The following is a 14851-nucleotide window of genomic DNA, read 5'->3' as shown; positions in this document are numbered from 1 at the left end:
TCCAGTTCGGGCCAGGTTTGTCCGAGTGTCTTGACATCGATGTCACACGCGAGCTTTTCTCTCTTGGCGCCGCCGGTCCCCCTGCCTGCGCGGCGCCCAGCATGCCCCCGCGAGAAAGCATTGGTGCAACGATGCCCCGAAGCGTCAGACCTTGGGTCTGCGGCCTCCTGAGTGCCACGGTGGTGGCGTCCGGGCTGGTGGCCCTCCCTGCCACCGCCGCGGCCGAAGAGCTCCCGCCGGATTTCCACTCTTCTTTCGAGCAAGGTGAACCGCAGCCGACGTGGAGCGACACCGTCGACGTCGACCCGTCCGGCAAGCCGAAGGCCTTCGGCGTCGACGGCGCGAACGCCACCACCATCCCCGGTGACATCCGCGGCAAGGTCACCGAGGTCTCCGCCAACAGCGAGAACACCCCCAACGAGGGGGTGGCGAACCTCGTCGACGGCTCGACCGACACCAAGTGGCTGGCCTGGACCCCGACCGGCTGGGCGCAGATCACGCTGTCCGAGCCGACGTCGATCACCCGGTACGCGTTGTCCTCGGCGAACGACTTCGACAACCGCAACCCGCAGGACTGGACGCTGAAGGGCTCCACCGACGGCCGGTCCTGGACCGATCTGGACAAGCAGACCGGGCAGAAGTTCAGCGAGCCGTTCCAGAAGAAGGAATACCGGCTCGCCGCCGCGAGCGCCGCGTACAAGTTCTTCCGGCTCGAGGTCACCAAGAACAACGGCGGCCCGATCATGCAGCTCTCGGAGCTGCTGCTGGCCAACGAGGACCCGGCCCCGCCGGCGCTGCCGAACATGCGCAGCTTCACCGACAGCGGCCCGGGCAGCGGTTACACCAGCAAGAACCGGGTCGGGTTCACCGGACTGCGCGCGTTCCGCTACTCCGGCAGCCACAAAGCGCAGGGGCACGGCTGGTCGTACAACAAGATCTTCGACGTCGACATCCCGGTGGCGGCGACCTCGGAGCTGTCGTACAAGGTGCAGCCGGAGTTCATCCGCGGCGACCTCAAGTACCCGAGCACGAACGTCGCGGTGGACCTGGCGTTCACCGACGGCACCTACCTGAGCCAGCTCGGCGCGGTCGACCAGTACGGTTTCGGGCTCTCCCCGCAGGGCCAGGGCGCGAGCAAGGTGCTGTACACCAACCAGTGGAACCTGGTGCGCTCGCAGATCGGTGTGGTCGCGAAGGGCAAGACGATCGACCGGATCCTCGTCGGCTACGACAACGCCGACGGCCCGGGTTCGCTGCAGGGCTGGCTGGACGACATCAAGGTTTCGGCGACGCCGACACCGCCGGCGAGCCTTCGCCCGTCCGACAACGTGCTCACCACTCGCGGCTCGCTGTCGAACGGGTCGTTCTCGCGGGGCAACAACATGCCCGCCACCGCGGTTCCGCACGGGTTCAACTTCTGGATCCCGACGACCGACGCGGGCACGTTGAGCTGGATGTACTCCTACCACTCGCGCAACAACGAGCAAAACCTCCCGGCGCTGCAGGCGTTCTCCGCGAGTCACGCGCCGAGTCCGTGGATGGCGGACCGGCAGACCTTCCAGTTCCTGCCCTCCACCGCGTCCGGCGTGCCGAATCCCGACCGTGAGGCGCGGAAGCTGCCGTTCAAACACTCGAACGAGACAGCGCGGGCGCACTACTACGGTGTCGACTTCGAGAACGGGATCAAGGCCGAGGTCGCGCCGACCGATCACGCGGCGCTGTACCGCTTCAGGTTCCCCGGGGCGGACTCGAACCTGATCTTCGACAACGTCAACAACAACGGCGGGCTCACCCTCGACCCCGCCGGCCGGGCGATCACCGGGTACAGCGACGTGAAGAGCGGGCTGTCCGCCGGGGCCACCCGGATGTTCGTCTACGCCACCTTCGACAAGCCGGTGACCGCCGGTTCGAAGCTGTCGACCGGTTCGGGCGACCAGAAGCGGGACAACGTCCTCGGCTACCTGAAGTTCGACGCGGGCGCCGACAAGACGGTGAACATGCGGATCGCGACCTCGCTGATCAGCGTGGACCAGGCGAAGAAGAACATGGAGCAGGAACTCGCCCCGAACGCGACGCTCGAATCCGTCGCCGACGCCGCGCAGAACGCGTGGGACGAGAAGCTCAAGGTCGTCGAGGTCGAAGGTGCCTCGAAGGACCAGCTGATCACGCTGTACTCCAACCTGTACCGCCTGTTCCTGTACCCGAACTCGGGCTTCGAGAACGTCGGCACCGTCGAGAAGCCGGTGAAGAAGTACGCGAGCCCGGTGTCGCCCAAGGCCGGTCAGGACACCCCGACGCAGACCGGGGCGAAACTGGTCGACGGCGAGTTCTACGTCAACAACGGGTTCTGGGACACCTATCGGACGGTCTGGTCGGCGTATTCGCTGCTCAGCCCGGACACCACCGGCAAGCTCGTCGACGGTTTCGTGCAGCAGTACCGTGACGGCGGCTGGATTTCGCGCTGGTCCTCCCCCGGTTACGCGGATCTGATGACCGGGACCAGTTCGGACGCCGCGTTCGCGGACGCCTATCTCAAGGGAGTCAAGGGTTTCGACGTCCAGTCGGCCTACGACTCGGCGATCAAGAACGCGACGGTGACCCCGCCGAACGGCGCGGTCGGACGTAAGGGAATCGACGAGGGCACGTTCCTCGGGTACGCGCCGAACACCGCGGACCACGGGTTCTCGTGGGCGATCGAGGGCTACGTCAACGACAACGCCATCGCGAACATGTCGAAGAAGCTCCACGACGAGGCTCCGGCGAACGATCCGCGCAAGCAGGAGTACCTGGACAACTACGGGTACTTCACCGAGCGGGCGACGCAGTACGTGAACGTGTTCGACCCGAGTGTCGGCTTCTTCCAGGGCCGTGACGCGGCGGGCGAGTTCACCCGGAGCAAGGAGGAGTTCGACCCGGAGGTCTGGGGTATCGACTACACCGAGACCAACGCGTACGGCATGCGGTTCTCGGTGCCGCAGGACGGACAGGGCCTGGCGAACCTCTTCGGCGGCAAGGCCGGGCTGGCGTCCAAATTGGACGAGTTCTTCGCCAAGCCGGAGCAGGGTCTCAAGTTCGGCACCTACCCCGGTGTCATCCACGAGATGACCGAGGCACGGGACGTGCGGATGGGCATGTACGCGCATTCCAACCAGGCCGCGCATCACACGCTCTACATGTACGACTACGCGGGTCAGCCGTCGAAGACGCAGGCGAAGGTCCGCGAGGCGCTCGCCAGGTTGTACGTCGGCAGCGAGCTCGGCCAGGGCTACGGCGGTGACGAGGACAACGGCGAGCAGTCGGCATGGTGGCTGTTCGGCATGCTGGGCTTCTACCCGCTGCAGGTCGGCAGCTCGGATTACGCGATCGGCTCGCCCCTGTTCACCAAGGCGACCGTGAACCTGCCCGGCGGCAAGAAGATCGTGGTCAACGCGCCGAAGAACAGTGCGAAGAACGTCTACGTGCAGGGTCTGAAGGTCAACGGCAAGACGCAGACGTCGACGTCGCTGCCGCATTCGGCGATCGCGAACGGCGGGACGCTCGACTTCGACATGGGCCCGAACCCGTCGTCGTGGGGTACCGGCCCGGACGACGCGCCGAAGTCGATCACCAAGGGCGACGCGGTGCCGACCCCGGTGCACGACTTGACCAAGCCGGTCTCCGGCGGGGACGCCGCGTTCTTCGACAACACGTCGCGGACCGAGGCGAAGGTCAAGGCGCCGATCCAGTACCAGGTGCCTTCGACGAACGAGGCGGGTTCGTTCTACACGCTGACTTCGGGCAAGGGCGCGGGTGACGCGAAGAGCTGGGTGCTGAAGGGCTCCTACGACGGGAAGACGTGGGCGGTCGCGGATCAGCGGACCGACCAGACGTTCCAGTGGCGCCAGCAGACCAGGGCGTTCAAGATCGCGAATCCGGCGCACTACGCCTACTACCGGCTCGAGGTCACCGCGACCACGGGCGGGGAGGCGTCGCTGTCGGAGTTCGAGGTGCTGGGCAAGCCCGACGCGGCATGCACGGAGACGATCACCGGCGAGCGCAAGGGTCCGCTGACCGTGCGGAGCGGCGTGACCTGTGTGGACGGTGCGACGATCTCCGGTCCGGTGTCGGTGGCGGCGGGTACGAGCCTGATCGTTCGCGGCGGCTCGATTTCCGGGCCGTTGACGGCGACCGGCGCGGCGCAGGTCGTGCTGGATCGGACGAAGGTGGGCGGTCCGGTGGCGATCACCGGGACGACCGGGTCGGTCTCGATCGAGCTGACCGAGATCGGCGGGCCGGTGGCGTTGACGGGCAACAAGGGGCCGGTGCTGACTGCCAGCACGATCGGCGGACCTCTGGCGTGCGCGGCCAACTCCCCCGTCCCGACGGACTACGACCTGCAGAACACCGTCCGCGGTCCGGCCGCTGGGCAGTGCGCGAAGCTGTAGTCCTCCGGTAAGTACGTGAAGGCCCCCTTCATTGCGCCTGGCGCGGTGAAGGGGGCCTTCACGTCTATTCGGGACGTCGGCCGCGGAGGATGCCGAACCCGACGAGGGCCGCGGACAGCAGGGTGAGCGCGAGCCCGGCGCAGGTGATCGCCTTCGGGAAGTCGGCCGACCGCTGAGCCACCGTCAACGCGCCGGGGAAGACCAGCGCCAGGATGGTGCCGCTGAGCGCGATGCCGATCCCGGTGGTGACCTCGCTGGAGGTGTCGACGAGCGCGGCTCCGATGGTGGTCCGGTTCGAGGGCAGGCCGCGCATGACGTTGGTGCCCGCCACGACACCGACCACGCGCATTCCCGCTGCCACGAGGGCGAGCGCGACGGCGATCCAGGCGTAATTGAGCCCGCCGAACACCGTGTAGACCGCCAGCCCGCACACCACCGCGGCGGCGCTGAGCCAGGCGGCCTTGTCGAGGCCGACGCGGGTGATCAGCGGGCCGATGAGGGCGCCTCCGGCGATGAGGACGATGACTTGGGGCAGCATTCCCAGCGCCGCCTGAGCGGGTGACCAGCCGAGACCGAACTGCAGCTGCAGTGTCACGAGGTACCCGAGGCCGGCGGTCGCCAGCCCCGCCGCGGCTTTGAGCGCCAGGCCGCTGGACACGAGCGGGCGGGCGATGAGTTCCAGGTCGAGCAAGGGATGCCGGGCGGTCTTCTCGCGGACGACGAAACAAGTTCCGGTGACGAGCGCGGCAACGGCGGCACCCCAAGGCAGGGTCGAGGCGGTGCCCGCTTCGACGAAGAGCGTCGGGACGAGCAGCGTGAGGACGATCGTCGCGGTTCCCAGCACGGCACCGGCGACGTCGATCGGATCGTGGTGCAGGTCGGCGGGCTCGTCGGCGGGGATGCCGGCCCGGATGCCGAGGAACGCGAGCGCGGCGACCGGCACGTTCACCAGCAGCAGCGACTGCCACGGCGCGACGGTGAGCGCGAGCCCGCCGGCGGTGGGGCCGACGGCGAGGCCGATCAGGCCCACGGTCGAGATCAGCGTGGTCGCGCGGACGCGCAGGACGTCTTCGTCGAACAGGCGGAACGCGAGGGCGAGTGATCCCGGCGTCGTCATCGCGGCCGCGACACCCATGAGCGCCCGGACGGCGATGAGCTGCCACGCGGAGGTGACGAGCAGCGTGGCCAGGCTCGCCAGTCCGAGCAGGACGAGTCCGGTGAGCATAATCTTGCGCCTTCCTGCCCGATCGGCCAAGGCGCCGAACGCCGGCATCAGGCCGCCGAACACGACGGAGTAGGCGCCGGTCACCCATTGCAGGGTGGTCGTCGAGGCGGACAGCTCACGGCCGATGGTCGGCAACGCGACGTTGAGGATCGAGTTGTCGAGCATCTCGACCAGGAACACGGCCGAGAGCCCGGCCAACGCGGGCCATTTCCCGGCCAGGGAGGGGCTTTGGACAGGGAAACGCATCACGTACTCCTTCGAAGTGAAGGAGTGACGGTTCATTCGACACCGCGTATGCGCGTGCCCGGTACGGCGGGCACGTTTCTACCCCGATATCCCGATCATACGGCGCTCGTGAGCGGCAAGGACGGCTAGGTCCGACCGTGGTCTCGGGATCCGCCGCGGGCCGGTCCGTGAAGGCCTCCTTGCCTACCCTGAGGGTTGGCAAGGAGGCCTTCACTACCTNCGTGAAAACGACGGTCCGTTGGGACTCGCCTGGGTTACCCCCTAACGTGTAGCTCCACGCACCAGCCGCCGGAGGACGCATGGATCCGATCCGTGTTCCGCCCGAGATGTTCCGTTTCACCGACGGCAGCAGATCCGGGCCTTCATGTACTTAAAGCACGCGCGCCAAGGCGCCCATCCCGGCTATTGTGACAGCGCTGTTGTATTTCTGGCGGGTCTGGGAGGACGAGAACGTGACACGGCTGTATCCGGAAATCGAACCGTACGACCACGGGATGCTCGACGTCGGCGACGGGCACCTCGTGTACTGGGAGGTCTGCGGGAACCCCGACGGCAAAGCCGCCGTCACGCTGCACGGCGGCCCGGGGACCGGGTGCAGTACCGGCCTGCGCCGGTACTTCGACCCGGCCAAGTACCGGATCGTGCTGTTCGACCAGCGCGGCTGCGGCCGGAGCACCCCGCACGCGGGCGAGCCCGAGGCAGACCTTTCCACCAACACCACCGACCACCTGATCGCGGACATGGAACGCCTTCGCGAGCATCTGGGAATCGAGAAGTGGCTGCTCTTCGGCGGTTCCTGGGGCTCGGTGCTCGCGCTGGTCTACGCCGAGCGCCATCCGGACCGGGTCTCGGAGATGGTCCTGATGGGCTTGGCCACCGGACGCCGGAGCGAGACCGACCTGCTCACCCGTGGCCTCGGCGGCGTCTTCCCCGAGGCGTGGGCGAAGTTCCGTGACGGCGTTCCCGAAGAGGATCGCGTCGGTGACCTGGCGGCGGCTTACCTCAAGTTGCTGATGGACCCCGATCCGGCGGTGCACGAAAAGGCGGCGGCCGATTGGTGTGCCTGGGAGGACGCGATCATCCCGACCTCCCCGCCGTACAAGAGCTTCGAGAGTCCGAAGTTCCGGCTCGCCTTCGCCAGGCTGGTCACGCACTACTGGAGTCAAGGGTCCTTTTTGGACGAAGGCGTGGTCCTGCGGGAGGCCGGGAAACTGGCTCACATCCCGGCCGTACTCGCCGAAGGAAGTCTCGACCTGAGCAACCTCATCGGCACCCCGTGGGAGCTGGCGCACGCGTGGCCCGGCAGCGAGCTAGTGGTCATCGACGAGGTCGGCCACAGCACCCAGGACGAGCCGATGCGCGAGGTCCTCATCGGCGCGACGGATCGCTTCGCCTCCTGAGCCACGGATCGCGCGTGAAGGCCTCCTTCCCTCGGCTCAGCCGAGGAGATCGGACGGCGGGCTGGCCGCGGGATTCGCCGTCGCCACCATCGCCCGCAAGGTCGCGCCCGTGGCCCTGCTCGGCTGGGGCGGTCTGGCGCTCGGCCTGCTGTCGGCGGTGATCTGGAACCTTCCGGCCCTCACGGTGTCGCTGCCGCTGGGGGTCTTCATCGGACTCTTCGGCCTGGTCGGGGCCCCCGGAGTGCTCGCAGGCTCCGGTCTGCTCTCGCTGGTCCAGACCGCCGCGTCCCCCGAGCGCTCCGGCCGCGTCCTGAGCACCGTCTTCGCCGGGACGGCGGGGTTCACGGCACTGGGTGCGTTGCTGACGGGCGTCCTGCTCGACGTGCTGGGCACCGGCGTCCTGCTGAACGTCCAGGCGGGCCTGCACACCGTCTCGGCGTTGGTCGTGCTGGGCGTGTCGGCGTCGGGCAGGCTGCGCCGTGACCCGATTCCGGCGGTTCCCCGGTCCGGGTGAAGCTACGGTGGTGGAGTGCCGCATCTCTTCGCCACCAGCGACCTCCACGTCACCCATGAGGGCAACGCCCCGCTCGTCGACGAGGTCGTCCCCAGGACCCCCGACGACTGGCTGCTCGTGGCCGGTGACGTCGCCGAACGCGCCGAATCCGTGATCGGGGTGCTCAGGACCTTGCGTGAACGCTTCGCGAAGGTCGTCTGGGTGCCCGGAAACCACGAGCTGTGGACCACCCAGAAGGATGAATGTCAGCTGCGGGGACAGGCGCGCTACGAGCATCTGGTCGAGCGCTGCCGCGAGATCGACGTCCTCACCCCGGAGGACCCCTATCCGGTGTGGGAACACCAGGACAAGCCGCTGACGATCGCCCCGCTGTTCGTGCTGTACGACTACAGCTGGCGCACCCCCGCGGCCGACGGCCTGCCGATGCTGGCGGCCATCGAGCAGGCGCGCGAGGCCGGCGTGCTGTGCACGGACGAGTTCTTCCTGCATCCGGACCCGTATCCCAGCAGGCAGGCGTGGTGCGCCGACCGGGTGAAGATCAGCACGGAACGGCTGGAGGCGATCCCTGAGGACCACGGAACGATCCTCATGTCGCACTGGCCGCTGCACCGCCACCCGACCGAGCCGCTGTACTTCCCGGAGTTCGCGCTGTGGTGCGGGACGACGGAGACCGAGGACTGGCACCAGCGCTTCCGGGCGGAGGTCGCCGTCTACGGGCACCTGCACATCCCGCGCTCCACGGAGGCGGACGGGGTGCGGTTCGAAGAGGTTTCGCTCGGCTATCCGCGTGAGTGGCGGAAGCGGTCGCGGGGGCCGATCCCGCTGCGGCGCATCTTCTGACTTGTCGTGTGGTGAAGAGGGTTCTAACCCAGCCCCTCCAGTACCCAAGGTCCGTCGCGCGTGAAGACCCCGGCGAAGCGTTCTTCGACTTCTTCAAACGCGTCGTCCAGCAGGCGTCGCGCAACCGGGCACTCTGCGACGCGCTCGCCGAGACGACCGGGCTGGGTTTCAAAGCGAGCGCCGGCAACGACTTCCGGGCGGCCTCGCAGGCGTTGCTNCGAGTACGACCCGGTACGAGGGAGAACCGCCCGCGCCGCCAGGAACCACCTGGATCACGAAGCCCATCGAACGGACTCGCCGGACACGGCCTAATCAGCACGGTCCAATACGGACTCTTCGCCGGGATCCGGCTCCGGCCAGCCGGGATACGGCGGGGGAGTGCCGCCGTACTGCGGGCAGAGCGCCTGGTGATCGCACCACGCGCAGAGTTTGCTCGGATTGGGGCGGAAATCGCCGGTCTTGCCCGCTTTGAGGATCGCCTGCCAGATCGCCTCCAGTGTGCGCTCGAAGCGGATCAGCTCACCCTCGTCCGGCGTGTAGGCGAGGGACTGCCCGTCGGTGAGGTACATCAGTTTCAGCTGGCGCGGCACGACACCGCGAAGCCGCCAGAGGACCACGGCGTAGAACTTCATCTGGAACATCGCCTTGGCCTCGCCGATCTCGCGCGGCGCGGCGCCGGTCTTGTAGTCGACGACCCGGATCTCGCCGGTCGGCGCGACGTCCAGCCTGTCGACGTAGCCCCGAAGCAGCACTCCGGAGCCCAGCTCGATCTCGACGTGCAGCTCGCACGCCTCAGGCTCCAGACGGCGTGGATCCTCGAGACCGAAGTAGGTGTCGACGAGCTGCTCGGCCGACGAGAGCCACGAGGTGACGGCCTCGGGATCGTCCTGGTCGAACAGCTCGATCCATTCCGGACGTTCGGCGGACAGGTCCTCCCACGCCGGCGCGAGCAGTTCCTTGGCCTGGGGCGGGGTGCGATCGGCTTGGGGAAGGGAGAACAGGCGCTCCAGCACGGAATGCACCAGCGTGCCGCGCAGCTGGGCCTTCGTCGGGACCTCGGGCAGTCTGTCGACCGCTCGGAAGCGGTAGAGCAGCGGGCACTGCTTGAAGTCGCTGGCACGCGACGGGGACAGGGCCGGCCGACGGCGCGGGACTTCGGCGCCGGGCGGCGGATCGGCGGTGACCGTGTCGGTGTCGGGCATGGGGTGAGCGTATCGCCGGGCACCGACAGTTTCGGGACCGCGACGCACCGGAGCGGCATGACCGACACCACCCGGACGGGAAGGGCGGGTTACCGGCACCCCACACCTGGGCATCTACGCTCTGACACATGGCGGTGACGGGTGAGCAGGGCCCGCCTCGACGAGGCGTGGCGCCAGAGGGTGGGCTCCTGCTGTTCCGGGTCTCCGGGATCCCCGTGCTGCTGGCCCCTTCGTGGTGGATCGGCTCCCTGATCATCGTGGTGCTCTACACGCCGCTGGTCGGGAGGATCCTGCCCGGCGCGACGACGCTGACCTCGTGGCTGCTGGCGGCCGCGTTCGCGGTCCTTCTCGGACTCTCGGTGCTCGCGCACGAACTCGGGCACTGCCTGGTCGCGCTGCGGCTCGGGATCCCGGTCCGGCGCCTGCGGCTGTTCCTGCTCGGTGGTCTCTCCGAGGTCGCCAGGACACCCCGCGAGCCGAGGCAGGAAGGGCTCGTCGCGGCCGCGGGACCGATCGTTTCCCTGCTGCTCGGCGGTTTCTGCGGTCTGCTCATGTTCGCCGTCCCACCGGAAAGCGCGGCATGGCTGCTCATCGCCGAATGCGCCGTCGCGAACTTCGCCGTCGGGATCTTCAACCTCCTTCCCGGGCTTCCGCTCGACGGCGGCAGGCTGGTCCGCGCCGGGGTCTGGGCGGCGACCGGCCGCCGTGAGAAGGGCACGCGGGCAGCGGTCGTCGGTGGCGGTGTCGTCGCCGCCGGACTGCTCGTCTGGGCGCTGTGGGGACTGGCGGCGGGCAGCGAGGACCGCTGGCTCCGGCTCGGTGTCTGTGTCGTGACGGCGTGGTTCGTGATCCTCGGCGCCCGAAGCGAACTCGCCGCCGAAACCCGCCGGGGGTGGCCGGAAGGTGTGCGGCTGAGCGAACTCGTCCGTCCCGTTCTCCAGCTTCCGGCGGAAAGCCCAGTCTCGGACGCGCTGGCCGCATCGGCGGGCCGCGGGGTGGTCCTGGTGCGTGCCGACGGCGTCGCGGCGGGCCTGCTCGACGAGACGGCAGCCGCGCAGCTGGCCGGGACGTCGCCGCACGCGCCCGCGGAGATGGCCGCGGAGCCGATCCGCGCCGACACCGTGCTGCTTTCCTCGGAGTCGGGGGAGGAGATCGCCGAGCGGGTGCGGGAAACGGCCGCGTGGCAGTTCCTCGTGGTGGACGACGAAGGCAGGCCCGCCGGGGTGCTCAGGCGTGAAGACCTGCGCGCCGCGATGACCCGGAGCCGACCCCCGGCGTAGCGCGGTGCGGCCACCTGCGAGGATCGGTCGTCGATCTGTGTTCGCGCGTATGGAGGTTCAGTGTCGGTCCGAGGGCCGTTTCGTGTTGGTGACCGGGTTCAGCTGACCGACTCCAAGGGGCGGCACTACACCATGGTCCTCGCCGAGGGACAGCAATATCACACCCATCGCGGCGCGCTGGCGCATGACGACGTGATCGGTGCGCAGGAGGGATCGGTCGTCACTTCGGCAGGCGGCAGCCACTATCTGGCGCTTCGCCCGCTGCTGCCGGACTACGTGTTGTCGATGCCGCGTGGCGCGCAGGTGATCTACCCGAAGGACGCCGCGCAGATCGTGATGTGGGGCGACATCTTCCCGGGGGCGCGGGTACTCGAGGCCGGCGCCGGCTCCGGCGCGCTGACCTGTTCGCTGCTGCGGGCGGTCGGTTCGGAAGGGACCGTGCAGTCCTACGAGATCCGGGACGACCACGCCGAACACGCCGAGCGGAACGTCGAGAAGTTCTTCGGCCGCAAGCCGGACAACTGGTCGCTGACGGTCGCGGACCTGTCGACGCACACCGGCGAGGTCGACCGCGTCGTCCTCGACATGCTGGCGCCTTGGGACCAGCTGGACACGGTCGCCGCGCATCTGGTGCCGGGCGGCGTGCTCACGGTCTATGTGGCGACGGTCACACAGCTTTCGCGGATCACGGAAGCCTTGCGGGACCAGCAGTGCTGGACCGAGCCGGAATCGTGGGAGACCCTCATGCGGCCTTGGCACGTCGTGAGCCTCGCGGTGCGGCCGGACCACCGGATGGTCGCGCACACCGCGTTCCTGCTGACGGCGCGCCGTCTGGCTGACGGCACCGTTTCGCCGCGGGTGCACCGCCGCTCCGGCAAGGGTTCGTCGGCGCCGAGCCACAGGAATACGGCACCCGCCTGGCCGACGCACCCGAAATCTGTAAGGACGGTTAGAACCGTCCTTACCACTCACGAGACCCGCCCCAATTCCCTCCGCCACCCTCTATGTCCACAGTGGACTTAAGACCCGCCGTCCGCCGGATTTCGTCGCTCCAACAGACTTCACCACCTTGCGGCGTCGCACGCCTTTGATAGCGTCACCGCGGGCGTCCTGTGAACCAGTGACGTTCGGGGGAGGGGCGGAATGGCTGACGAGCACCATGCGATGCGGTTGGAGACCGGGGTCGCGCTGATCAACGCGTTGACCGGGGAACATGTCCACGGCAGGCCGAAACCGGCGCTCCGGGGGCAGGACCTGGTCCGGGCCACGACCGAAGCGCTCGAAACCGGGAACGGTCGGGTCGACGTGCTCACCGCGGAGCGGCTGCGAAATCTCGCGGCGCGGCTACGGGAGATCATCGAGTCGCTTTCCCGGCGGGAGTACGACCAGGCGGCCGGGCTGCTCAACCGGATGCTCGTCGACAGCAAGGCCCGGCCGTCCTTGCATCGCCACGGCGAACAGTCGTGGCATCTGCATTTCCACGGTCCTGAAGCCGACATCGTCCAGCAGTGGGCGGCTGGCCTCGCGGTGTCCGTGGCCGCGGCGCTCGGCGGCGACATCCCGCATCGCGTCGGGTTGTGCGCGGCGCCGCGGTGCGATCAGGTGTACATCGACGCGAGCCAGGCGCAGATCAAGCGGTTCTGCGGGCTGGCCTGCCAGAACCGGGTGAAGGCCGCCGCGTACCGCGCCCGCCGTTCAGGAGCGTGAGCCTCGCGGTGCCGCGTCGACGTACCACTCGCGGTTGAACACGAAGCCGAAGAGCGGCGCCGGAATCCGGGTGAGCACGCGCATCAGCGGCGCGAGCCTGCCGTTGTCGCTCACCTGCGAGGAATGGGCGGCGATCGCGGCCTGTTTCTGGCGCGCGAAGCGCCGGACGTCGAAGGTGTGCGTGATCTCGGGTTTGGCGCTGTAGGCGCGGAGAAGCGCGTCGACGTCATAGCGGAACGGGATCCGTGACAAGCGCACGATCCACACCAGGCGCGCGACGACGTCGCGGGGGATCGTGGCCTCCAGCGGACGGACGTCGCCCGCGAGTTCCGCCGCCCGCTTGCCGACCTCGTGTACCTTGACGTGGTCGCGGTGACCGTAGCCGCCGTTGCGGTCGTAGCTCAATAGGACCGAAGCCCCCTCTTCGCGCAGGATCGCCACGAGCCGCGCCGCCGCTTCGTCGGTGCTCGCGCGGACGAAGCGGACCCAGTCCGGCGGGTCCGGATAGAGGATCGCGCCGTGACCGCTGCCGGCGTAGCCGAGATGAACGACGCGCGCGACGCGTCCGCGCCCCGCATGCCGATGGTGGCGACGACGAGGACGACACGGTGGCCGTCCGCGGCGGCGCGGGCGAGGGTGCCGCCGGTCAGCAGGGCTTCGTCGTCGGGATGGGCGGGAAGGCCACGATGGTCGTCACGCTCCGAGCATGCCAGTGGTCGTCGGAACGGTCGGCGGTGAACTCTTGACCGTCCGTCGACCCTGTGGGTAATCTTCCCTTTACTTTCCGATAGTAAGGAAAGTTTCTTATTTAACTCCGCCGCCCTGACCGTCGGCGCGCCAACGTCGGTGCCGTCGACGCGAGAGGAGAAGCCGAATGCGTTGGGACAAGATCCGCCTCCGGGTGACGGCCGCACTGGCCGCCGGACTGCTGGCCCCGGTCGCGACCGCGAGCACGTCGACGGCGGCCGAGACCGCGGCAGAGCCCGCAACGCAGGCAGCCGCCGCGCTGCCGCCGGGCAGTCCGGCGGCGATCAACGGACAGCTGAAGGTCTGCGGTCTCCAGCTCTGCAACTCCGCAGGCAAGCCGATCCAGCTCCGTGGCATGAGCACCCACGGCATCCAGTGGTTCAGCCAGTGCGTGAAGACCGCTTCACTCGACGCACTGGCCAACGACTGGAAGGCCGACGTCCTCCGGATCTCGATGTACATCCAGGAAGGCGGCTACGAGACCGACCCGCGCAAGTTCACCGACATGGTGCACGGGTACATCGAAGAGGCCACCAAACGCGGGATGTACGCCCTGGTCGACTGGCACCAGCTCACCCCCGGCGACCCGAACGCGAACCTCAGCCGCGCCAAGACGTTCTTCACCGAGATCGCCCAGCGGCACAAGGACAAGACCAACATCATCTACGACATCGCCAACGAGCCCAACAACGTCAGCTGGGACCGGGTCCGCAGCTACGCGGAGCAGATGATCCCGGTCATCCGCGCTCAGGACTCCGACGGCGTCGTGCTCGTGGGCACGCACGGCTGGGGCTCGCTCGGCATCTCCGACGGCCGCGACGAGACCGACATCATCAACAACCCGGTGCGCGCCAGCAACTTCATGTACACGTTCCACTTCTACGCCGCGTCGCACAAAACCGAGTACTTCAACGCGCTGAGCCGCGCCGCGAGCAAGATCCCGCTGTTCGTGACCGAGTTCGGCACCCAGACCGCCAGCGGTGACGGCGCGAACGACTTCACCAACTCGCAGAAGTACCTCGACTTCCTCGCGTCGAAGAAGATCAGCTGGACGAACTGGAACTTCTCCGACGACAGCCGTTCGGGCGCGGTGTTCAAGCCGGGCACCTGCTCGGGCAGCTCGTTCACCGGTACGGCTCCGCTGAAGCCCGCCGGTGTCTGGATCCGGGACCGCATCCGCACCGCGGACAACTTCCCGACCTCCTGATCCCGGCAGCGCGCACGTCAGGAAAGGGTCGTTCAGGACGTTTTCCGAGATCGGAAGAG

The 14851-nt window shown here is 68.3% G+C and carries 9 protein-coding genes and 2 pseudogenes; 8 read left to right on the top strand and 3 right to left on the bottom strand.

The genetic code is table 11. The annotated features are described in order from the left end of the window. The first annotated feature begins 131 nt into the window (after positions 1-131). Positions 132-4424, top strand: a complete 4293-nt coding sequence (locus LCL61_RS24140) for a GH92 family glycosyl hydrolase (protein ID WP_340681812.1) — start codon at positions 132-134, stop codon at positions 4422-4424. Positions 4425-4488: 64 nt separating this feature from the next. Here the strand turns inward: LCL61_RS24140 and LCL61_RS24135 are convergent, their stop codons facing one another. Then, positions 4489-5895 (bottom strand): MFS transporter, encoded by a 1407-nt coding sequence (locus LCL61_RS24135; protein ID WP_340681811.1) that lies wholly within the window; start codon positions 5893-5895, stop codon positions 4489-4491. A 407-nt stretch (positions 5896-6302) separates the two neighbouring features. Here LCL61_RS24135 and pip point away from each other — a divergent pair, with 407 nt between their 5' ends. The 3 genes from pip (at position 6303) to LCL61_RS24120 (ending at position 8649) form a co-directional block, all read left to right on the top strand. Continuing rightward, positions 6303-7295 (top strand): prolyl aminopeptidase, encoded by a 993-nt coding sequence (pip, locus tag LCL61_RS24130; RefSeq protein WP_340681810.1) that lies wholly within the window; start codon positions 6303-6305, stop codon positions 7293-7295. A gap of 109 nt (positions 7296-7404) precedes the next feature. Continuing rightward, positions 7405-7809 carry a hypothetical protein gene (locus LCL61_RS24125; RefSeq protein WP_340681809.1) on the top strand — a complete coding sequence of 135 codons (405 nt, stop codon included), beginning with the start codon at positions 7405-7407 and terminating at the stop codon, positions 7807-7809. A 15-nt stretch (positions 7810-7824) separates the two neighbouring features. Then, a complete protein-coding gene (locus LCL61_RS24120; RefSeq protein ID WP_340681808.1) occupies positions 7825-8649 on the top strand; it encodes a metallophosphoesterase in 825 nt (274 codons plus the stop codon). Between the two features lie 308 nt (positions 8650-8957). Here the strand turns inward: LCL61_RS24120 and LCL61_RS24110 are convergent, their stop codons facing one another. Next, on the bottom strand, positions 8958-9851 hold the full coding sequence (locus tag LCL61_RS24110) for a RecB family exonuclease (protein ID WP_340681807.1): 894 nt from the start codon (positions 9849-9851) through the stop codon (positions 8958-8960). 128 nt (positions 9852-9979) lie between these two features. Here LCL61_RS24110 and LCL61_RS24105 point away from each other — a divergent pair, with 128 nt between their 5' ends. The 3 genes and pseudogenes from LCL61_RS24105 (at position 9980) to LCL61_RS24095 (ending at position 12838) form a co-directional block, all read left to right on the top strand. Next, positions 9980-11131, top strand: a complete 1152-nt coding sequence (locus LCL61_RS24105) for a M50 family metallopeptidase (RefSeq protein WP_340681806.1) — start codon at positions 9980-9982, stop codon at positions 11129-11131. A gap of 60 nt (positions 11132-11191) precedes the next feature. After that, a pseudogene (locus LCL61_RS24100) lies at positions 11192-12013 on the top strand (tRNA (adenine-N1)-methyltransferase); the annotation flags it as partial. Between the two features lie 261 nt (positions 12014-12274). Beyond that, positions 12275-12838 (top strand): CGNR zinc finger domain-containing protein, encoded by a 564-nt coding sequence (locus LCL61_RS24095; protein ID WP_340681805.1) that lies wholly within the window; start codon positions 12275-12277, stop codon positions 12836-12838. On the opposite strand, the pseudogene LCL61_RS42660 reads toward LCL61_RS24095, so the two are convergent. After that, a pseudogene (locus tag LCL61_RS42660) lies at positions 12827-13535 on the bottom strand (PIG-L deacetylase family protein). The gene LCL61_RS24095 and the pseudogene LCL61_RS42660 overlap by 12 nt on opposite strands. Positions 13536-13712: 177 nt before the next feature. On the opposite strand from LCL61_RS42660, the gene LCL61_RS24075 reads away from it, so the two are divergent. Next, entirely contained in the window at positions 13713-14792 is a 1080-nt protein-coding gene (locus LCL61_RS24075) for a glycoside hydrolase family 5 protein (RefSeq protein ID WP_340681803.1), read from the top strand. Positions 14793-14851 lie beyond the last annotated feature (59 nt).

The organism is Amycolatopsis coloradensis (assembly GCF_037997115.1).
Classification (GTDB): Bacteria; Actinomycetota; Actinomycetes; order Mycobacteriales; family Pseudonocardiaceae; genus Amycolatopsis; species Amycolatopsis coloradensis_A.
Note: the sequence above shows the minus strand (reverse complement) of the source record. Positions and strands in the feature narration are given on the sequence as shown.

What these genes read in the sequence shown, in the direction of transcription:
- LCL61_RS24140 (WP_340681812.1), top strand. Translation starts at nt 132, where the DNA reads ATGCCCCGAAGCGTCAGACCTTGGGTCTGCGGCCTCCTGAGTGCCACG.
- LCL61_RS24135 (WP_340681811.1), bottom strand. Translation starts at nt 5,895, where the DNA reads ATGCGTTTCCCTGTCCAAAGCCCCTCCCTGGCCGGGAAATGGCCCGCG.
- LCL61_RS24110 (WP_340681807.1), bottom strand. Translation starts at nt 9,851, where the DNA reads ATGCCCGACACCGACACGGTCACCGCCGATCCGCCGCCCGGCGCCGAA.
- LCL61_RS24105 (WP_340681806.1), top strand. Translation starts at nt 9,980, where the DNA reads ATGGCGGTGACGGGTGAGCAGGGCCCGCCTCGACGAGGCGTGGCGCCA.
- LCL61_RS24095 (WP_340681805.1), top strand. Translation starts at nt 12,275, where the DNA reads ATGGCTGACGAGCACCATGCGATGCGGTTGGAGACCGGGGTCGCGCTG.
- LCL61_RS24075 (WP_340681803.1), top strand. Translation starts at nt 13,713, where the DNA reads ATGCGTTGGGACAAGATCCGCCTCCGGGTGACGGCCGCACTGGCCGCC.